The organism is Pseudomonas marginalis, from assembly GCF_024169655.1.
GTDB lineage: Bacteria > Pseudomonadota > Gammaproteobacteria > Pseudomonadales > Pseudomonadaceae > Aquipseudomonas > Aquipseudomonas paraveronii.
The window spans coordinates 4959501-4979438 of record NZ_JALJWV010000001.1; the positions used below are offsets into that span (position 1 = coordinate 4959501).

Genomic DNA, 19938 nt, shown 5'->3' on the forward strand with positions numbered 1-19938 from the left:
GGGAATTAATGGCAAAACGCCGCGACGGCTGATGCCGGTCGCGGCGCGGGGTGTTACAGCGTCAGGCGAAAATCTTAGTTGATTTCGCCGTGGCAGTGTTTGAACTTCTTGCCCGAGCCGCACCAGCACAGCTCGTTACGACCCAACTTCTGTTCGTTGCGCACCGGGGTCTGAGCCAGGGCCACATCGACCTCTTCGCCCAATTCCTCAGGTGCATCAAGACCTGGCGCTTCGTCATGCTGGAACTGCATGCGCGCCGCCAGTGCCTCGGCTTCCTCACGCAGGCGCGCTTCTTCCTCGACCGGGTCTTCGCGACGCACCTGAACATGGGACAGCACGCGAATCGAATCGCGCTTGATCGAATCCAGCAGTTCGGAGAACAGCGTGAACGACTCGCGCTTGTACTCCTGCTTCGGGTTCTTCTGGGCGTAGCCACGCAGGTGAATACCGTGACGCAGGTGGTCCATGGTCGACAGGTGGTCTTTCCACAGGTCGTCCAGCACGCGCAGCACGATTTGTTTCTCGAAGGTGCGCAGCGCTTCGGCACTCGCCTGCTCTTCTTTCTCGTTGTACGCGGCCAGCAATTCGGCCATCAACTTCTCACGCAGCGTCTCTTCGTAGAGGTGATCGTCTTCGTCCAACCACTGCTGAACCGGCAAGTCGACACCGAAGTCGCTCTTCAACGCAGCTTCCAGGCCGGCAACATCCCACTGTTCTGGCAGGGACTGCGGCGGAATGTGCGCGCTGACTGTCGCGTTGAGCACGTCCTGACGGAAATCGGCGATGGTCTCGCCAATGTTGTCGGCGGCCAGCAACGTGTTACGCATGTGATAGATCACTTTACGCTGTTCGTTGTTGACGTCATCGAACTCGAGCAGTTGCTTACGAATGTCGAAGTTACGGCCTTCGACCTTGCGCTGGGCCTTCTCGATGGCGTTGGTCACCATGCGGTGCTCGATCGCTTCACCGGACTGCATGCCCAGCGCCTTCATGAAGTTCTTCACCCGATCCGAGGCGAAGATGCGCATCAGGCTGTCTTCCAGGGACAGGTAGAAACGACTGGAACCGGCGTCACCCTGACGACCGGCACGACCACGCAGTTGGTTGTCGATACGGCGCGATTCGTGACGCTCGGATGCGATCACCTGCAAGCCGCCGGATTCCAGCACGGCCTGGTGGCGTTTCTGCCAGTCGGCCTTGATCTGGGCGATCTGCTCAGGTGTCGGATTGTCCAGAGAAGCCACTTCCACTTCCCAGTTGCCGCCCAACAGGATGTCGGTACCACGACCGGCCATGTTGGTGGCGATGGTCAGCGCGCCGGGGCGACCGGCCTGGGCGATGATCTCGGCTTCTTTTTCGTGGAACTTGGCGTTGAGAACCTTGTGCTCGATGCCTTCCTTGTTCAGCAAGCTGGACATGTGCTCGGACGTTTCGATGGTGGCAGTACCCACCAACACCGGACGGCCCTGGGTCATGCATTCCTTGATGTCGGCGACGATGGCAGCGTATTTCTCGTCGGCGGTCAGGAACACCAGGTCGTTGAAGTCTTTTCGCGCCAGCGGCTTGTTCGGCGGGATAACCATCACCGACAGACCGTAGATCTGGTGGAATTCGAACGCTTCGGTGTCGGCCGTACCGGTCATGCCGGACAGCTTGTTATACAGACGGAAGTAGTTCTGGAAGGTGGTGGACGCCAACGTCTGGCTTTCGGCCTGGATGTTGAGCACTTCCTTGGCTTCGATGGCCTGGTGCAGGCCCTCGGACAGACGACGCCCCGGCATGGTACGACCGGTGTGTTCGTCAACCAGGACGACCTGGCCGTCCTGGACGATGTATTCGACGTTGCGGTGGAACAGCTTGTGTGCGCGCAGGCCGGCATACACGTGGGTCAACAGGCCCAGGTTGTGTGCCGAGTACAGGCTTTCGCCCTCGGCCAGCAGGCCGATCTGGCTCAACATGTCTTCGACGAACTGGTGACCGGCTTCGTTGAGTTCGACCTGGCGGGTCTTCTCGTCGATGGTGAAGTGACCTTCTTTGGTCACCACGCCTTCCACTTCCTCGATGTGCTGCTCAAGGCGCGGGATCAACTTGTTGATCTCGGTGTACAGGCGCGAGCTGTCTTCGGCCTGGCCGGAGATGATCAGCGGGGTACGGGCTTCGTCGATGAGGATGGAGTCGACTTCGTCGATCACGGCAAAGTTGAGTTCGCGCTGGAATTTTTCTTCCATGCTGAACGCCATGTTGTCGCGCAGGTAGTCGAAACCGAATTCGTTGTTGGTGCCGTAGGTGATGTCGGCAGCATAAGCCGCACGCTTCTCTTCCGGTGGCTGGAACGGCGTCACGACGCCGACAGTCAGGCCGAGGAATTCATACAGCGGGCGCATCCAGTTGGCGTCCCGGCGGGCCAGGTAGTCGTTCACCGTCACCACATGCACGCCTTTGCCGGACAGTGCATTGAGGTAAACACCCAGGGTTGCGACCAAAGTCTTGCCTTCACCGGTGCGCATTTCGGCGATCATGCCTTCATGCAAGGTCATGCCGCCGATCAATTGCACGTCGAAGTGGCGCATGCCCATTACGCGCTTACCGGCTTCGCGGGCGACCGCAAAGGCTTCGGGAAGCAGCTTGTCGAGGGTTTCACCTTTGGCTATGCGGGCCTTGAACTCTTCGGTCTTGGCGCGCAATTGCTCGTCCGAAAGGGCAACCATCTGCTCTTCGAAGGCATTGACCAGCTGCACCGTCTTGAGCATGCGTTTAACTTCGCGCTCATTCTTGCTTCCAAAAAGTTTCTTTAACAAAGGCGCAAACATATCGGCAGGTTCTTCCACACATAGGGATGGAGGGCGCACCGTGAGTGGCCCGAGCAGCCCTCACGGCCGCATGCGAACGCGCATTCTACCCGGAATCGTGGGTGAGGAAAGTGGCGTTGTTCCCCAATGCAGGCATGAGCCCGTGAGAGGGCTTATTTAAAATAAGGGCTTTTACCGGAACTTCAACCCATGGAGGGCATTGATTTTGCGGGCAAAGCCCCACAAATGCATTGCCTGGGGGTCCACAGGCGGTTTCTGCTAAGATGGCGGCTCTGTTACCTAAGGTGTCTGATCATGGCGTTTCGCCCTCTTACAGCCCGCGCCCCCAGCGTGTTGCTTCGCGAAGCCAAGCCGTTGAAAGCCATCTTCAGCCATGCGCAACGCTTGGGCCATCTGCAACGCCTGGTTGAAAGCCAATTGCAACCGGCGGCACGGGAACACTGCCATGTCGCTTCGTGGCGCGAGGGCAACCTGCTGCTTATTGTCACAGACGGCCATTGGGCGACACGCTTGCGCTATCAGCAAAAACGCCTGCAGCGGCAGTTGATGGCATTTGACGAGTTCGCCAGCCTGACGCGCATCCAGTTCAAGGTGCAGCCGCCGACCGTTCCGCAAGGCGCTGCGGGGCACACCATGGATTTATCGGCGAACGCGGCCGAAACCATTCAGGCAACAGCCGACGGTATCAGCGATCCGGGTTTGCGTGCGGCTCTGGAGCGGTTGGCCGCCCATGCCAAGCCCAAAGCCTGACCCCCTATTTGCGCTTGCTGCCGCCCAGCAACGACCCCAGCAAGCCCCGCACTAATTGGCGCCCCATCTGATTGGCGGCTTGTTGCATGGCTGACTTGAGCGCCTTGCCGGCCGCCGTCCCGAGAAACGCCCCGGCCCTGTCGGTAAAACTCGGTTCATCGCTCACAGGCTGGGCTTCTTCGGCCGGGCCCAACGCCTTGCGCGCCATCAGCACTTCATAGGCCGACTCCCGGTCAACCGGCTTGTCATAGCGACCCTGCAACGGCGAACTGGCGACCAGCGCGACCCGTTCGGCGTCGCTGAGCGGCCCGATCCGCGATTGCGGAGGTGCGACCAGCACGCGCTGGACGACTTCCGGCGTGCCCTTTTCCTGCAAAGTGCCCACCAGTGCTTCACCGGTGCCCAGTTCTGTCAGGACCGACAAGGCATCAAATGTCGGGTTGGGCCGAAAACCGTCCGCCACCGCGCGCAGTGATTTCTGCTCTTTGGTGGTGAATGCGCGCAGACCATGCTGGACACGCAAGCCAAGTTGCGCCAGTACGCTGTCAGGTAAGTCCCCCGGAGATTGCGTGACGAAATACACGCCCACGCCTTTCGAGCGAATCAATCGCACCACCTGTTCCAGGCGGTCCTGCAAGGCCTTGGGCGTATCGGCAAACAACAAATGCGCTTCGTCGAAAAACAGCGCCAGCAGCGGTTTGTCTGCATCGCCGCGCTCGGGCAACTGCTCGAACAGTTCTGCCAGCAGCCATAAAAGGAAGGTTGCGTACACCTTGGGCGCTTCGTGTACCAGGCGGCTGGCGTCAAGCAAGTGGATACGCCCACGACCATCACTGGCAGGTTGCAAAATATCCTCAAGCTGCAGCGCCGGCTCGCCGAACAACGCTTCGGCGCCCTGCTGCTCCAGCACCGCCAGGCGCCGCAACAGCGCCTGGCTGGAGCCGGTGGTCATCAGCGCCGCATCTTCACCCAGCAGCTCCGGGTTATAGCGCAAGTGGTTGAGCAGCGCCTTGAGATCCTTGAGATCCAGCAGTAACAGGCCTTCGCGGTCCGCAACCTTAAACGCGGCATAGAGCGCTGATTGCTGGCTGTCGGTGAGCTCCAACAGGCTACCGAGCAACAACGGGCCCATTTCACTGATCGTGGTGCGCAATGGATGACCGGACTGACCGTGGATATCCCACAGCGTCACCGGATACGCCTTGGCTGTGTAATTCAAGAAGGGCATGCCGGCGATGCGCTCGGCCACCTTGCCCTGGGGGTTGGCTGCAGCGCCGAGACCACAAAGGTCGCCCTTGATATCCGCGGCGAATACCGCCACGCCCGCGTCGCTGAAGGCTTCCGCCAAACGTTGCAAGGTGACGGTCTTGCCGGTGCCCGTGGCACCGGCAATCAACCCGTGACGATTGGCCAGGCGCATGGCCTGGGCGATGGGCTGGCCGTCGAGGCCGGCGCCGATAAGCAGTTGCGTGGAGTCAGGCATTTCGTCACCCATGGTTAATTTTTCATGCCGCCAGGTCGATAGAGATAAATGTGAGACCCACAAAGTCTAAAAATAGGTCAGATAGTTCTTACAGGGCTCTATCAGAGCTATCACCAGAAGTAGCACACCTTTTTTGACGCTGCCATGAATGGTTCAGCCCTGACCTAGCCCTATATCAATGCCGCGACGGGGCAATTGATCACTTCCATCGCCCCCCAGCGCCAAGAGCAGCCAGAGCATCGCCGTGGTGATCATCATCGCGCTCTGATCCGAGTGCTGATGCAACCGCTGCACATGATGACCCGCGCCATGCAGGACATCGCCGATGGCGAGGGTGACCTGACTCGCCGCCTGACCCTCCAGAATCACGACGAATTCGGCATCCTGGGTAATGCGTTCAACCGTTTCGTAGAGCGAATTCATACGTCGATCCGCGAAGTATCCTCGGCCACCGGGCAAGTCAATGAAGTAGCCCTGCGGGTGGTCAGCGCTTCCAACTCATCGATGATCAACTCCGACGAGCAGGCCAACCGCACCAACAGCGCCGCCGCCATCAACCAATTGGGGGCCGCCGCCCAGGAGTCGGCACAACAGGTGCAAAAGATGATTGAGGAACTGCAAGTCGGCGCCCGGGACTCGGTCAGCACCATGAGCGAAAGCCAGCGCCATAGCCTCGACAACGTCGAAATCGCCAACCTGGCCGACGAACGTTTGAGCAGCGTGACCCAACGCAGCGGCAGCGATTTTGATCTGGCGGGCGGTGACGCTTCTATCTACTGGCCGGCGAGCCGATGTTTCTGCTGATGCTCGGCGAGCCGCAGCTCAAGCGTCTGCTTCAGGGGAAGCAGGCCGTTTCTGCAACTCATCCCACAATTGGGCAGCCCCAGGAAAGTCAGTACCGTCCTCGGCATCCAGCGCATCCGGATCATAGCGACTCAGACACCCCTCGCCCAACGTAGCGGGCGCCCTGGATGTAGCTTTATCGAGTGGGTCGGTCATGGGCTTGTCCTGATGGCAGATCAATGAAAAAAGGCCTGGAACGATTTAACGCCCAGGCCCTTCATTCTTCAATCAAAACGCGTTGATCAGAACACCACAGTCTTATTGCCGTGTACCAGCACGCGGTCTTCCAAGTGATAGCGCAGGCCACGGGCCAGAACCATCTTCTCGACATCACGGCCGAAACGCACCATGTCTTCAATGCTGTCGCTGTGGCTGACACGCACCACGTCCTGCTCGATGATCGGGCCGGCGTCCAGTTCTTCGGTGACGTAATGGCACGTTGCGCCAATCAACTTCACGCCACGCAGGGAAGCCTGGTGGTACGGTTTGGCACCGACAAACGACGGCAGGAAGCTGTGGTGAATATTGATCACCTTGCCGGCGTATTCACGGCACAGTTCCGGCGGCAGGATTTGCATGTAGCGCGCCAGCACCACGACGTCGGTTTCGTGCTGCTTGACCAGGCGAGACACCTCGGCGAACGCCGGTTCCTTGTCCTGCGGGTTGACCGGCACATGGTAGTACGGGATGCCATGCCACTCGACCATACTGCGCAGGTCGTCGTGGTTGGAGATCACGCAGGCGATCTCACAGTCCAGTTCGTCGCTGTGCCAACGGTGCAGCAAGTCGGCCAGGCAGTGGGATTCACGGCTGGCCATCAACACCACACGTTTTTTCTGCTCGGTATCGCTGATGTGCCAGATCATCGAAAACTCTTCGGCGATCGGCGCAAACGCCTCGCGAAAGGCCTCAAGACCAAAGGGCAGCGTATCGGCACGGATCTCGTGGCGCATGAAGAACCAACCGCTGAGATTGTCCGAGTGATGGCTCGCCTCGGTGATCCAGCCGTTGTGGGAGGCCAGAAAGTTACTGACTTTGGCAACGATGCCAACCCGGTCCGGGCAAGCAATCACCAGCCGAAAAGTGCGCATTAGGGGAAAACTCCAGAACTTCGCAAAGGTCGCCATTCTAGCGATTACGCAGAAAAACTGCAGTATCCGTTGACGCTTATTCTGCCCTCGCCTTGGCCACACCGCTTAATGGCGTAAGGTTTTACCACCGCTATATGCATGCGCATCGGCAAGCTCAGGCAGTTAGTGGAAATTAAGCAGGTTATCTTTAGCCATCCCCCTGCCAATTAACTCGTTTGCTTAGATTTGCCACAAACATTCAAAGTAATTCACATAAATATCCCCTTAAATGTTTACTTGGGGAAATAGCCTGACTATTATTGGCCACTGTCCCTGCCAATCAGCGCTCTACATAAGGTAGTCCACATGTCCCTGATCAACGAATACCGTGCCACCGAAGAAGCTATCAAAGAGCTGCAAGCCCGTTTGAAGAATCTGTCCCAAGACGACAAACTGCAAACCGAGCTGGAATTCGAAGGCAAACTGCGTACCCTGATGGGCGAATACTCCAAATCCCTGCGTGACATCATCGCGCTGCTGGACCCAGAGTCGAAAGTTAAAGCACCGCGCGGCGCCGTAAAAACTACCGGCACCAAGCGTGCGCGCAAGGTCAAGCAATACAAAAACCCGCACAACGGCGAAGTGATTGAAACCAAAGGTGGCAACCACAAGACTCTGAAAGAGTGGAAAGCCAAGTGGGGCGGTGACGTGGTTGAAGGTTGGGCTACCCTGCTGGGCTAAGCCTCGCCAGGCTCTCGCCTGATACGCGATATACAAAAACGCCAGCTTGCTGGCGTTTTTTATTGTCTGAATAGTCTGCAATTACCCGGCTACAGATTCAGCCGAGCGGCTAAAGAGTCGGCATACTCCTGCCATTGATCCAGCACCTGGCACTGAAACGGTGTGGCACTAACAGCCAACTCATTACGCGCCCGTTTAAATGCTTCCAAGGTATTGGGGGCGCCCCATTCACCCTCTGACAAGCGTTGTTGACAGAAAATTTTCCAGCGTTGTTGCTCCTCGCTATTCAAGGTTTCAGGAAAGTTGCGCGCACGGTAGCGAAATAATAATTCGGGCAAACGCTGATCATCAAAGGGCCACTGCTGCCGCGCCAATTGCGTCGGCTCTGCCGCGCGGACTTGTTCGCATAAACGACGGTCGCGATCACCGATAAAACCATCGTAGAGCTGCTGCTCCGGGTCCGAACTCGGCGCAAAATCCTCCTCGGCATAAATCGCCGCTAACTTGTCGCGCCAAACTTCCTGTGCGTCAGTTAGCCGCAGCGCCCGTGCCTGATAAGCGTCCATATCCAATTGTAGCCGTTCACGGTCTTGCGCTCGCAGCACATTCAATGGGGCCACCACCGGGCAGCGGTTGATATGCAACAACTTGAGCGGTACCGGCAACTCGCCTTCGGCCAGATCATCACGACGGGTGTAGAGGCGCTGACGCAAGGTATCGGCGTCGAGATCCAGCAGCCCCTGCGGATCAAGGCCCAGGTCACAGACGATCAATGCGTTGCGATTGCGCGGGTGCCAGGCCAGGGGCAGTACGACACCCAGGTAATGGCGCTCGGCAGAAAAACGCCCGGAGATATGCACCATCGGTTGCAACAGCCGCACCTGATCCATCACCCGTTGCTTGCTGCGCAACTGGAATAGCCAGTCGTACAGCTTGGGCTGTTTTTCACGGACCAATCGGGCCAAGGCAATGGTCGCGCGCACATCGGACAACGCATCGTGGGCCTGGCCATGGGCGATACCGTTGGCGTCGGTCAAACGCTCCAGCTTGAGCGTCACGCGCCCATCCTGCTCGGGCCAGACGATCCCCTCCGGACGCAGCGCGTAGGCGGTACGCACCACATCGATCAAGTCCCAGCGGCTGTTACCGCCCTGCCATTCACGCGCATAAGGGTCGAAGAAATTGCGATAAAGACTGTAACGGGTCATTTCATCGTCAAACCGCAGGGTGTTGTAACCCACCCCACAGGTACCGGGAGCCGCCAGTTCGGCATGTACCCGCGTCATGAAATCGGCTTCGGCCAAGCCCTTTTCCGCCAGTATGCGCGGGGTGATGCCGGTGATCGCACAGGCTGCCGGATGGGGCAGGATATCGTCGCTGGGATGGCAATACAGATTGACCGGCGGGCCAACCTCGTTGAGGTCGACGTCGGTGCGAATACCGGCGACCTGGAGGGGGCGATCGCTGCGCGGGTTGATACCGGTGGTTTCATAGTCGTACCAAAAAAGAGTGGTCACGGTCTATTCCTGTGCTGAAGATCGACGAAGTCTAGGCGCTGGAAGGTGCCTGAGGCCAGAGCCATACGCACTGTATAAACATCCAGCAAAACCTTGAGTGGTTGCTTCCCTCACCGACACTGCTAGCATCCGTATCTTCCAACCGCCCTGCGCTGCCAAGGATCGCGATGCCATCAGCTCCATTGGATACCCGTTACCAGATCGAGACCCCGGAGGGCATCGACCTACCCTTGCGCCCGGCCGGCCTGCTACCACGTGTACTGGCCTTCGCCTTCGACCTGGGCGCGCGCGGGTTGCTCATGGGCATCCTGCTGGTTCCGTTGGCCCTGCTCGGCAATATCGGCATAGGGCTGGGCTCATTGCTGCTGTTCCTGGTCAGTTGGTGGTACATGGTGCTGTTTGAAGTACTCAATCAGGGCTGCTCGCCAGGCAAGCAAGTCATGGGCTTGCGCGTGGTACAGGATGACGGCACGCCGGTCGGCTGGTCAGCCTCACTCATCCGCAACCTGCTGCGCTTTGTCGACATGCTGCCTTTCGGCTACTTTCTCGGCGCCATCAGTTGCCTGCAGCATCCTAACTTCAAACGGCTCGGCGATCTGGCGGCCGGCACGCTGGTGGTCTACCGCGAACTACCATTGGCACGCCCCAGGGTGCCGCAGGCCCCTGCCCTGCGCCTGCCATTTGCCCTGGACCTGAGCGAACAGCGCGCCATTCTCAATTTCGCCGAGCGCCAGGGCGAACTGTCCGCCGAGCGAGTGCAGGAACTGGCCTCGATCCTCGCCACGCCCCTGCAGGTGTCCCCGGCTCGCGCCGTCGAGCAGCTCAACGGCGTGGCCCGTGGTTTGCTGGGGCCGACATGAAACAGAGCCTGTTCGAAAGTCGTCACCAGCCCCAATGGCAAGCATTCGCCGAACAACTGACGCAGTTGGAACAAGGCAAGGCCAAGGCCGAAGAGCTGGCTGACTTCCCTCACCACTATCGGCGCCTGTGCCAGCACCTGGCCCTGGCTCAGGAGCGCGGCTATAGCAGTTACCTGGTCGACCCGCTGCAACAACTGGCCCTGCGCGGCCACCAACAGCTGTACCGCCACCGCAGCCAACTGGCGGCGAACGTATTGAGTTTCCTGCTGGCCGATTTCCCCCGGCTGGTACGTGAACAGTGGCGCTTCGTGTTGATCGCCAGCCTGCTGTTCTTCGGCAGCCTGGTGGGTATTGCGCTGCTGGTGTACCTGTTTCCCGAACTGATCTACAGCATCGTCAGCCCCCAGCAGGTGGCCGAGATGCAGAGCATGTATGACCCCGACGCCAGTCGCCTGGGCCGCGTCGCCGAACGTGCATCCAGTGAAGACTGGATGATGTTCGGCTACTACGTGATGCACAACATTGGCATCGCCTTCCAGACCTTTGCCGCCGGCTTGCTGTTTGGCCTGGGCAGCGTGTTCTTTCTGATTTTCAACGGTCTGATCATCGGCGCGATTTCCGGGCATCTCACTGAAATCGGCTACGGCCAGACCTTCTGGTCGTTTGTCATCGGCCATGGCGCCTTCGAACTCAGCGCGATTGCGCTGGCTGGCGCGGCAGGCTTGCAGTTGGGCTGGGCGTTGATCGCTCCGGGGCACCTGACACGAGGGGAGTCGCTGCGGCTGGCGGCGCGTAAAAGCGTGCAGATGCTCTGCGGTGTCATGCTGTTCCTGCTGATCGCAGCTTTTATCGAAGCCTATTGGTCCTCCACTACCGCGATCGCGCCTTGGGTCAAATACCTGGTGGGTGCCGGACTCTGGCTACTGGTGGCCACCTACCTGACCTTTGCCGGACGGACTCGCCATGCGCCTGAGTGATTCCAGCGTGGTGATTCGCCCTCGAACATCATGGGAAGCCATGGACTTGGGCGTGTTAATGGCCCAGGAACATCGACTGCTGCTGATGACCAGTTGGGCGTTGGTGAGCCTGCCGATATTCATCGTGCTTAGCGTCCTGTTATGGCAATACCCGTCCACGGCCATGTTCGTATTCTGGTGGTTGAAGCCGGCCTTCGACCGTTTGCCCCTGTATATCCTGTCCAAGGCTCTGTTTGGCGAAACGCCTAGCCTCAAGCAGGCCGTGCGTCACTGGCCGCGCCTGCTCAAAGGCCAACTCCTGGCCAGCCTGACCTGGCGGCGACTGAGCCTGAGCCGCAGCTTTTTGATGCCGGTCAGTCAACTCGAAGGCCTGGATGGCAAGGCGCGCCAAAAACGCCTGGGTGTGTTGCAACAACACAACGCCGGCGCGGCGCGCTGGTTGACCACCCTCGGGGTACACCTGGAGATCGGCCTGTGGTTCGGCTGCATGGCACTGTTCTATCTATTCATCCCCCAGCAGGTTGAACTGGATTGGGACTGGCAGCGGCTGGCGCTGGCGACAGGCCCGGAGGGGCTGTGGTTGGAACACCTGAGCAACGCCTTCTACGCGCTGGTCCTGGTGTTCTGGGAACCGATCTACGTCGCCTGCGGTTTCAGCCTGTACCTCAACCGCCGCACCGTGCTGGAAGCGTGGGACCTGGAACTGGCCTTTCGCCGCCTGCGTCAGCGACTGAGCAGCGTGGCGCCACTGGTACTGCTGGTGATCGGGCTGATGCTGCTGCCGCTGGGCCGGCCCGCCATGGCCGATGACTCGACCCCCATCCGGCAAGTCACCCCCCAATCCGCCAACCAATCGATCAAGGCGCTGCTGGACAAGCCGCCGTTCAAAAATCCGGAAACCGTGACCCGCTATCGCTTCGGTGACGAAAAAACCAACGTCAAGCCCAAGGCACACGGTGACGGCAAGCTACCGGTCTGGCTGCAAGCACTGCTGGACAACTTCAACAGCAACACCTTCAAGCACCTCGCCCAAGGCCTGGAGTTGCTGCTGTGGAGCCTGCTGGCGGGCGGCGTGGCCCTGCTGATCTGGCGTTATCGCGAGTGGCTGCACACCTTTGTCAGCCGGCGCGGGCCACGCAAACCCAAGCTCGCCAAACCGGTACCCACGCAATTGTTCGGCCTGGAACTGGGCGCCGAAACCCTGCCCGCTGACATTGCCAGCACCGCCGAGCAACTATGGCCCACGCACCCCAGGGAAGCCTTGGGCCTGTTGTATCGTGGGCTGCTCAGCCGGTTACTGCACGACTTCAACCTGCCACTGAAAAACGCCGACACCGAAGGCCAGGTACTGGAGCGCGTTCAGCGCTTGCAACAACCGCAACTGCAGGCATACAGCGATGAACTGACCCGGCACTGGCAAAACCTTGCCTACGGGCACCGCCTTCCTCCCGCAGTGGTGCAGCAGCAACTGTGCAGCGATTGGCGCGCCCTGTTCAACCCGGGAGCAGCCCGATGAACCGGCCATTGTTGTGGGTGGGGTTGTTGCTCGCATGCCTGCTGGGGGCAGGCGGCCTGTATGTGTGGCACAAGGCAATTCCTTATGACGAAGTCGTGGATCGCGGCCCTTCACCGGAGGCATTGGGCAATCCCTACCTGGCAGCCGAACACTTTCTGCGCGAGCAAGGCCTGGTGGTGGACCACGCCAACGGCCTTGAACGACTGTCCGATCTGCCCCCAAAAGATCGCAGCCTGTTGCTGCTGGCCGAACGCGGCAACATGACCCCGCGCCAGGTGGATCAACTGCTGGACTGGACAAAGTCTGGTGGTCACCTATTGGTGGTGGCCGAAGCGCTGTGGGATGAAGAAACAGATAAAAGCGGCGACCTGCTGCTCGATCGCCTGTACATCCACCAGACCTTGAGCGACGAACCCGACCAACTCGCTCCGGCACGCAAAAAGAAAGAGCCAGACCTGACCAAACTCTATGTCGACAATGAAACGGCCCCGGCGTATTTCAGCTTCGATACCGACTTCAACCTGACCGATCCCAAGCATCTGGCCCAGTTTTCGGCCAACAGCGCCAAGTCCAGCCACCTGATGCAACTCAATCTCGGGCAAGGCAGTGTGACAGTAGTCACCGACAGCGACTTATGGAAAACCCCGGGAATCGGCAAACACGATAACGCCTGGCTGCTGTGGTACCTGAACCAAGGCACGCACGTGACCCTGCTGTTCAACAGCGACGTGGACGATCTGTTCACCTTGTTGATGCGCTATTTCCCCCAGGCGCTGGCGGCACTCGCCGCGCTGATCGCCCTGGCGCTCTGGCAGGCCGGCATACGCCAAGGCCCGATCCAGGCGCCAGCGCCCAAGGCACGCCGGCAACTGCAGGAACACTTGGAGGCCAGCGCCGACTTCCTGCTGCGCCGCAGCGGCCAGGGTCCCCTGTTACACGCCTTGCAGCGCGATATCCTGCGCGCCGCCCGGCGGCGCCACCCAGGCTTTGAACACCTCGACACCGCAGAACAGTGGCAGGTGCTTGAACACCTGACGCGCCAACCCTCTCACGTGATCAGCCAGGCCCTCGGCCCACTTGCGGCAAAACGGCTTTCCAGCGCCGATTTCAGCCGCCAGGTGGCGTGCCTGCAAACTCTCAGGAATGCCCTATGAGCGAACTTCCAACGGCCACTGCCCTGACCACCGACACCCTGCAACACGCCAGCCGCCAAGCCCAGGCTCTGCGCGTTGAACTGCGCAAGGCGGTGATTGGCCAGGACCAGGTGATCGATGACGTACTCACCGCCTTGATCGCCGGCGGCCACGTGCTGCTTGAAGGCGTACCCGGCCTGGGCAAGACCTTGCTGGTGCGGGCCCTGGCCCGTTGCTTTGGCGGCGACTTTGCGCGCATCCAGTTCACGCCGGACCTGATGCCCAGCGATGTCACCGGCCACGCGGTGTACGACCTGCACACCGAACAGTTCAAGCTGCGCAAGGGGCCGTTGTTTACCCACCTGTTGCTGGCGGACGAGATCAACCGAGCGCCGGCCAAGACCCAGGCCGCCTTGCTCGAAGCCATGCAGGAGCGCCAAGTCACCCTTGAGGGTGAAGCGCTGCCCATCGGCCAACCGTTCATGGTGCTGGCCACCCAGAACCCTATTGAGCAGGAAGGCACCTACCCGCTACCCGAGGCCGAGCTGGACCGTTTCATGCTCAAGGTGCGCATGGACTACCCTGATTCCCAGCAAGAGCTGGAGATGGTGCGCGAAGTCACGCGCTCATCTCGGGCCGACATGCTCGACGTACAGCCGCTGCGCACCGTGCTGCAAGCCGAGGACGTGCTGCAACTGCAACAGATCGCCAGCGAACTGGCGCTGGATGAGCAAGTGCTCGATTACGCCGTGCGCCTGGCACGAGCCACCCGCAGTTGGCCGGGGCTGACCATCGGTGCCGGCCCACGCGCCTCCATCGCCCTGGTGCGCGGCGCCCGAGCCCGCGCCTTGCTGCGCGGGGGCGAGTTCGTCACCCCGGACGACATCAAGGGCTGCGCCCTGGCGGTGCTGCGTCATCGGGTTCGCATCGCCCCCGAACTGGATATCGACGGGCTGGAAGTGGACCAGGTTCTCCAGCAACTGCTGGACCAGATTCCGGCACCTCGGCAATGACCCCCCCATGAAGCCGACCCGTCTGCTGTTGATCTGGCTTGGCGTGCTGCTGGGCCTGAATATTCTGCTGGGCACTGCACAGGCGTTGCAGTTGCGGGTGCCTGACAGCCTGCATTCGGTGGCCTGGGGCCTGCTGCTGGCCCTGTTGCTGCTGGCGCTATTGGACGCCATGCGTCTTCGCCGCCGTCCGTCCCCACGGGTCCAACGGCAGATGCCCGGCAGCCTGGCACTGGCTCGCTGGGGCGAAGCACGCCTGACGCTTGAACACGATTACCCACAGCCGCTGACTGTACGGGTGTTCGATCACGTCCCCGACGGCCTGAGCATGGAAAACATGCCGCAGTCCATCGAACTGCGCCCCGGTGAGCGCAGCGAACTGGGCTATCGGCTGCGCCCCTTGCGGCGTGGCCACTTCTGTTTCAGTCGTTGCGAACTTCACCTGCCCAGCCCCTTCGGGTTGTGGTCCGCGCGGCGCTTTGTCGAGGTCAGCGATGCAACCCGGGTCTATCCGGATTTCGCCCGTCTGTATGGCGCACAGCTATTGGGTGTGGATAACTGGTTGAGCCAGTTGGGCGTGCGTCAGCGCCAACGACGAGGGTTGGGACTGGAGTTTCATCAACTGCGCGAGTTTCGGGAGGGCGACAGCCTGCGGCAGATCGACTGGAAAGCCACCGCGCGCCAACGCACGCCGATCGCTCGGGAATACCAGGACGAACGCGACCAGCAGATCGTGTTCATGCTCGATTGTGGTCGGCGCATGCGCAGCCAGGATGCCGAACTTTCCCACTTCGATCACGCCCTCAACGCCTGCCTGCTGCTCAGTTACGTCGCCTTGCGCCAGGGCGATGCGGTCGGGCTATGCACCTTCGCCTGTGACCAGCCGCGCTACCTGGCTCCCGTCAAGGGCACCGGGCAATTGAACCTGTTGCTCAACACCGTCTACGACCTGGACACCACCCGACGCGCGGCCGACTACGAGGCCGCGGCCAACCAACTGCTGGCTCGGCAGAAACGCCGGGCGCTGGTGATCGTGGTGAGCAACCTGCGGGATGAGGACGATGAAGCGTTACTGACGGCGGTCAAACGCATCAGCCGGCAACACCGGGTACTGGTCGCCAGCCTGCGTGAAGAAGTACTCGACCAACTGCGCCTGTCGCCCGTGCAAACCCTGCCCGAAGCGCTGGCCTATAGCGGCGCCGTCGACTACCTCAATCAACGCGACGAACTGCATGACCGCCTGAGCGCTCACGGGTTGTCGGTACTGGATACGCCACCCTCGGAATTGGGCGCCGCCCTGGTGACACGCTACCTGGGCTGGAAAAAAGCTGGCGTACTGTGAAAGCAACACACCCCGGCGTGGGTCGCCACACCCAAGTCGGGGTGACTGCGCGCAATGTCTAAGCGGACGCCTGTAAGGGGTCAAAACTGAAGTACCGCAGCAAGGCTTTGATCAGTTGACCGTATTCTGCAGGCGCCTCAACCACACTGAAGCCTGAGTCGTAATGCTGGGGATTGATGTCCTCATAGCTCCATAAACAGGTCGCCGTGAAATCAACTGCCTGGAAATCGCCGCCAGCCGTGGGAATCTTCAAGCGCAGCTCGAACTCCGCGTCGACCATCATCGGCAATTGACTGATCAACATCAGCCCTTCTGCAGAGACGTTACCCAAGTAACCAATGGGCTTGTCCGTAAGCCGGTTGAACACTTGCAGGAAACAAGACAATTGATGCCGCTCAATTCGTCGGTTGGTAAACATGCTGATATCGCCATCCATTGGCCATAACTCTGGCCGCGCCAGTGATTCGGAACGGGCCTAACACCCCCGCTCTCCCTGGAGATCGGTGCGACAACAGCTAGCGCTTTGCCACTCTACCGCCTGCCAATCCCAAGTATTCCATCCGCTCGAACACAAACTTGTACAAACGAACATTCAAAGAATAGCCCAAGACTGGTGACGAGCCAGCTATAGAATGACAAATATCATCACAACGACGCAGGACGTGGCTGCGCAACGCTCGCACCGGGGTAATGCCCCAGTTGCTGCAGGGTATCGAGGCGCGCGCGGGCCCGGTAGGCGTACTCGCTGGACGGATACTGGTTGATGATGAACTGATAGGTTTGCACCGCGTCGACGAACAGCTTCTGCCGCTCCAGACACTGCCCGCGCAACATCGAGACCTCCGGCTGCACATAGCGCCGAGTGCGACTTTCACGGTCGACCTGGGACAATTCCAGGGTGACGCGCTCGCAGTCACCGACCCCATACGCACGGTAGGCGTTGTTCAAATGGTGGTCCATCGACCAACGGGTACAGCCGACAACACTGACGGCCAGGGCAGCAATGAGCAAAATTCGCATGAGGGTTCTCCTGTCTCGTGCAGTGTATCGACCCCTCGTCAAAAATCTTCAAGGATGTTCATCTAATCAATCATAGCGAAAAGCGAATCGCCGATAAGTAGTGCAAACGAACAATGACTACAACCAAAGAGCATAGTAGCCTTCCCCAGCGCTTGAACTCAGGAGTCTGTGCATGTCCGTCCGTCGCACCAAAATCGTCGCCACCCTTGGCCCGGCCAGTAACTCGCCGGAAGTCCTCGAACAGCTGATTCTGGCTGGTTTGGACGTTGCCCGTCTGAACTTCTCCCACGGCACCCCGGACGAGCACAAGGCTCGCGCCAAGCTGGTGCGTGACCTGGCCGCCAAGCATGGTCGCTTCGTCGCACTGCTGGGTGACCTGCAAGGCCCGAAAATTCGTATCGCCAAATTCACCGACAAGCGGATCGAGCTGAAGATCGGTGACACGTTCACCTTCTCCACCAGCCACCCGCTGACCGAAGGCAACCAGCAAATCGTGGGTATCGACTACCCGGACCTGGTCAAGGATTGCGGCGTCGGCGACGAACTGCTGCTGGACGACGGCCGCGTGGTCATGCGAGTCGACACCGCCAGCGTCACCGAACTGAACTGCACCGTGATCATCGGCGGCCCGCTGTCGGATCACAAAGGCATCAACCGTCGCGGTGGTGGCCTGACGGCGCCGGCCCTGACTGAAAAAGACAAGGCCGACATCAAGCTCGCCGCCGAAATGGAAGTGGACTACCTCGCGGTGTCCTTCCCACGCGACGCCGCCGACATGGAATACGCCCGCAAGCTACGCGACGAAGCTGGCGGCACTGCCTGGCTGGTGGCGAAGATCGAACGCGCCGAAGCCGTGGCCGATGACGAAACCCTCGACGGCCTGATCATGGCGTCCGACGCCGTGATGGTTGCCCGTGGCGACCTTGGCGTGGAAATCGGTGATGCTGAACTGATCGGTATCCAGAAGAAAATCATCCTGCACGCACGCCGCCACAATAAAGCGGTGATCGTGGCGACCCAGATGATGGAGTCGATGATCCAGAACCCGATGCCGACCCGCGCCGAAGTGTCCGACGTGGCCAACGCCGTGCTCGACTACACCGACGCCGTGATGCTCTCGGCTGAAAGTGCCGCTGGCCCATACCCGCTGGAAGCCGTCCAGGCCATGGCGCGTATCTGCATCGGTGCCGAAAAGCACCCGACCAGCAAGACCTCCAGCCACCGCATCGGCAAAGTGTTCGAAAGCTGTGACCAGAGCATCGCCCTGGCCGCCATGTACACCGCCAACCACTTCCCTGGCGTCAAAGCGATCATCGCCCTGACCGAAAGTGGCTACACGCCGTTGATCATGTCCCGCATCCGTTCCTCGGTGCCGATCTACGCGTTCTCCCCGCACCGCGAAACCCAGGCCCGCGCGGCGCTGTTCCGTGGCGTCTACACCGTACCGTTCGACCCGGCGTCGTTGCCGCCTGAGCAAGTCAGCCAGGCTGCCATCGACGAACTGCTCAAGCGTGGCGTAGTGGAGAAAGGCGACTGGGTCATCCTGACCAAGGGCGACAGCTACCACACCATCGGCGGCACCAACGGCATGAAAATCCTGCACGTTGGCGACCCAATGGTCTGAGTGATCCGCTGAAAAACCAAAGCCCCGCCCTGTGAATGGCGGGGCTTTTTGCTTTGCAGCACACGGTAATGGGCTTGCCTGCGATGGCGTCATCAGCGCCCGGCAATCGACCGGGACAGGAACACATCGGCCAGCAGTTGATTGCGCGGCAGCCCCGCCAGGAACAGGCGCTTGGAAAACGCCTCGACGCTGGCCGGATGCCCGCAGAGCAAGGCCAGCGTTTGCCGGGAAACCAGCCGCAGTTGCGCCAATGCCGGGGTCAAGTCCGCCGCCGTCCACAGCTCCACCGTCAGGTTCGGATGGCGGGCGGCCAGCGCTGCCAGGGGCTCGGCCAAGTAGTGACCGCTGGCATCGTGGGCCAGGTGAATCACGCGGATCGCGCCTTGATGATCCTGGCGCAATGCCTCCCGTAACACCCCCCACAACGGGCCAAGGCCGGTGCCGGAAGCCAATAGCCACAGCGGCCGGGATTGCCAGTCGGGGTCGTATTGCAGCGCGCCGCCGCGCAGTTCGCCCAGGCGCAGGCGGTCACCGACGCGCAACTGTCGAGCGGCATCGCTGAATGCGCCGGGCTGACGGCAATCGAGATGAAACTCCAGGAACGGATCTTCCTGAGGCAGGCTGGCCAGGGAATACGGGCGCGCCACCGGCCCCGCCCACAGCACCAGATGCTGCCCGGCCCGGTAGCGCAGGCCGCGCTCCGGTTGCAGGCGCAAGCGCAACACCTGCGCGCTCAACCAATCCACGCCCACCACCTCGGCCGACACGCCGTCACGGCTCGGATCAAACGCTTCGACCTGCAGGTCCGCCGTCACCCGGCACTGGCAGGCCAGGCGCCAGCCATCCTGGCGTTGCGCCGGGCTGAGGGCGTCGGGCTGCAGGTCCTCGACCTCGCCCCGGCAACGTACCAGGCATGCATGGCAACTGCCGGCGCGGCAACTGTAGGGCACGGCGACGCCGGCCTGGTTCAGGGCATCCAACAGGTTGCTGCCGGTGGAGACCGACCAGTGGCGTTCGCCGACGTGCAGTTCAGGCATACAAGGTCTCGGATCAAAAAATGCGTACACAGGGAATCACGCCCGGCAGAGTTTGACCATAGTCGGGTGTATCGGCCACCGTGCCGGGTTATACTGCCGCGCCTTTTTAGCGTCGCGCCAGCATCACTCGGCGTGCCTTGGAAAGGTGGTTTCAGCCGACCGATACACCCTACTGAAGCCGCCTTTATTGAATGTTCCCTTATAG

16 protein-coding genes and 2 pseudogenes are annotated in these 19938 nt (G+C 60.5%); 11 read left to right on the forward strand and 7 right to left on the reverse strand.

All coding sequences use genetic code 11. From position 1 onward, the window contains the following. Positions 1-74: 74 nt before the first annotated feature. Positions 75-2810 carry a preprotein translocase subunit SecA gene (secA, locus tag J2Y83_RS22805; RefSeq protein WP_253398481.1) on the reverse strand — a complete coding sequence of 912 codons (2736 nt, stop codon included), beginning with the start codon at positions 2808-2810 and terminating at the stop codon, positions 75-77. Positions 2811-3104: 294 nt separating this feature from the next. On the opposite strand from secA, the gene J2Y83_RS22810 reads away from it, so the two are divergent. Further along, entirely contained in the window at positions 3105-3560 is a 456-nt protein-coding gene (locus tag J2Y83_RS22810) for a DUF721 domain-containing protein (RefSeq protein ID WP_017847108.1), read from the forward strand. A gap of 4 nt (positions 3561-3564) precedes the next feature. Here J2Y83_RS22810 and J2Y83_RS22815 read toward each other — a convergent pair whose 3' ends face one another. Next, positions 3565-5043, reverse strand: a complete 1479-nt coding sequence (locus tag J2Y83_RS22815) for a helicase HerA-like domain-containing protein (protein ID WP_247399675.1) — start codon at positions 5041-5043, stop codon at positions 3565-3567. A 264-nt stretch (positions 5044-5307) separates the two neighbouring features. On the opposite strand from J2Y83_RS22815, the pseudogene J2Y83_RS29925 reads away from it, so the two are divergent. Both J2Y83_RS29925 and J2Y83_RS29705 read left to right on the forward strand, forming a co-directional pair. Then, positions 5308-5781: pseudogene (locus tag J2Y83_RS29925) on the forward strand (HAMP domain-containing protein); the annotation flags it as partial. Then, a pseudogene (locus J2Y83_RS29705) lies at positions 5774-5894 on the forward strand (TIGR00374 family protein); the annotation flags it as partial. The pseudogenes J2Y83_RS29925 and J2Y83_RS29705, both read left to right, overlap by 8 nt. 234 nt (positions 5895-6128) lie before the next feature. Here J2Y83_RS29705 and purU read toward each other — a convergent pair. Beyond that, entirely contained in the window at positions 6129-6977 is an 849-nt protein-coding gene (gene purU / locus J2Y83_RS22825; protein ID WP_247399654.1) for a formyltetrahydrofolate deformylase, read from the reverse strand. A gap of 345 nt (positions 6978-7322) precedes the next feature. On the opposite strand from purU, the gene mvaT reads away from it, so the two are divergent. Continuing rightward, entirely contained in the window at positions 7323-7697 is a 375-nt protein-coding gene (gene mvaT / locus J2Y83_RS22830; RefSeq protein WP_005790963.1) for a histone-like nucleoid-structuring protein MvaT, read from the forward strand. An 89-nt stretch (positions 7698-7786) separates the two neighbouring features. Here the strand turns inward: mvaT and sbcB are convergent, their stop codons facing one another. Further along, a complete protein-coding gene (gene sbcB / locus J2Y83_RS22835; RefSeq protein WP_253398489.1) occupies positions 7787-9214 on the reverse strand; it encodes an exodeoxyribonuclease I in 1428 nt (475 codons plus the stop codon). 167 nt (positions 9215-9381) lie between these two features. Here sbcB and J2Y83_RS22840 point away from each other — a divergent pair, with 167 nt between their 5' ends. Genes J2Y83_RS22840 through J2Y83_RS22865 form a run of 6 tightly spaced genes read left to right on the forward strand, consistent with a single transcriptional unit; the run spans position 9382 to position 16052 of the window. Continuing rightward, complete coding sequence (locus J2Y83_RS22840) at positions 9382-10074, forward strand: RDD family protein (protein WP_253398491.1); 693 nt, start codon at positions 9382-9384, stop codon at positions 10072-10074. Continuing rightward, positions 10071-11051: a stage II sporulation protein M gene (locus tag J2Y83_RS22845; protein ID WP_253398493.1), complete on the forward strand. Its 981-nt coding sequence runs from the start codon at positions 10071-10073 to the stop codon at positions 11049-11051. The genes J2Y83_RS22840 and J2Y83_RS22845 overlap by 4 nt, the downstream gene beginning before the upstream one ends. Beyond that, the gene (locus tag J2Y83_RS22850) at positions 11038-12567 is read left to right on the forward strand and encodes a DUF4129 domain-containing protein (RefSeq protein ID WP_253398494.1); all 1530 of its coding nucleotides are present in this window, start codon (positions 11038-11040) and stop codon (positions 12565-12567) included. Before J2Y83_RS22845 ends, J2Y83_RS22850 begins: the two co-directional genes overlap by 14 nt. Continuing rightward, on the forward strand, positions 12564-13721 hold the full coding sequence (locus J2Y83_RS22855) for a DUF4350 domain-containing protein (RefSeq protein WP_253398496.1): 1158 nt from the start codon (positions 12564-12566) through the stop codon (positions 13719-13721). Before J2Y83_RS22850 ends, J2Y83_RS22855 begins: the two co-directional genes overlap by 4 nt. Then, a complete protein-coding gene (locus tag J2Y83_RS22860; RefSeq protein ID WP_247399667.1) occupies positions 13718-14713 on the forward strand; it encodes an AAA family ATPase in 996 nt (331 codons plus the stop codon). The genes J2Y83_RS22855 and J2Y83_RS22860 overlap by 4 nt, the downstream gene beginning before the upstream one ends. 7 nt (positions 14714-14720) lie before the next feature. Further along, complete coding sequence (locus J2Y83_RS22865) at positions 14721-16052, forward strand: DUF58 domain-containing protein (RefSeq protein ID WP_253398499.1); 1332 nt, start codon at positions 14721-14723, stop codon at positions 16050-16052. Positions 16053-16110: 58 nt separating this feature from the next. Here the strand turns inward: J2Y83_RS22865 and J2Y83_RS22870 are convergent, their stop codons facing one another. Together J2Y83_RS22870 and J2Y83_RS22875 are read right to left on the reverse strand one after the other, a co-directional pair. After that, positions 16111-16470: a PilZ domain-containing protein gene (locus J2Y83_RS22870; protein ID WP_253400436.1), complete on the reverse strand. Its 360-nt coding sequence runs from the start codon at positions 16468-16470 to the stop codon at positions 16111-16113. A gap of 227 nt (positions 16471-16697) precedes the next feature. Further along, complete coding sequence (locus J2Y83_RS22875; RefSeq protein WP_247399671.1) at positions 16698-17072, reverse strand: tetratricopeptide repeat protein; 375 nt, start codon at positions 17070-17072, stop codon at positions 16698-16700. A 172-nt stretch (positions 17073-17244) separates the two neighbouring features. Here J2Y83_RS22875 and pyk point away from each other — a divergent pair, with 172 nt between their 5' ends. After that, complete coding sequence (gene pyk / locus J2Y83_RS22880; protein WP_253398501.1) at positions 17245-18696, forward strand: pyruvate kinase; 1452 nt, start codon at positions 17245-17247, stop codon at positions 18694-18696. Positions 18697-18788: 92 nt separating this feature from the next. Here pyk and J2Y83_RS22885 read toward each other — a convergent pair whose 3' ends face one another. After that, positions 18789-19733, reverse strand: a complete 945-nt coding sequence (locus J2Y83_RS22885) for an iron-sulfur-binding ferredoxin reductase (RefSeq protein ID WP_253398503.1) — start codon at positions 19731-19733, stop codon at positions 18789-18791. Positions 19734-19938 lie beyond the last annotated feature (205 nt).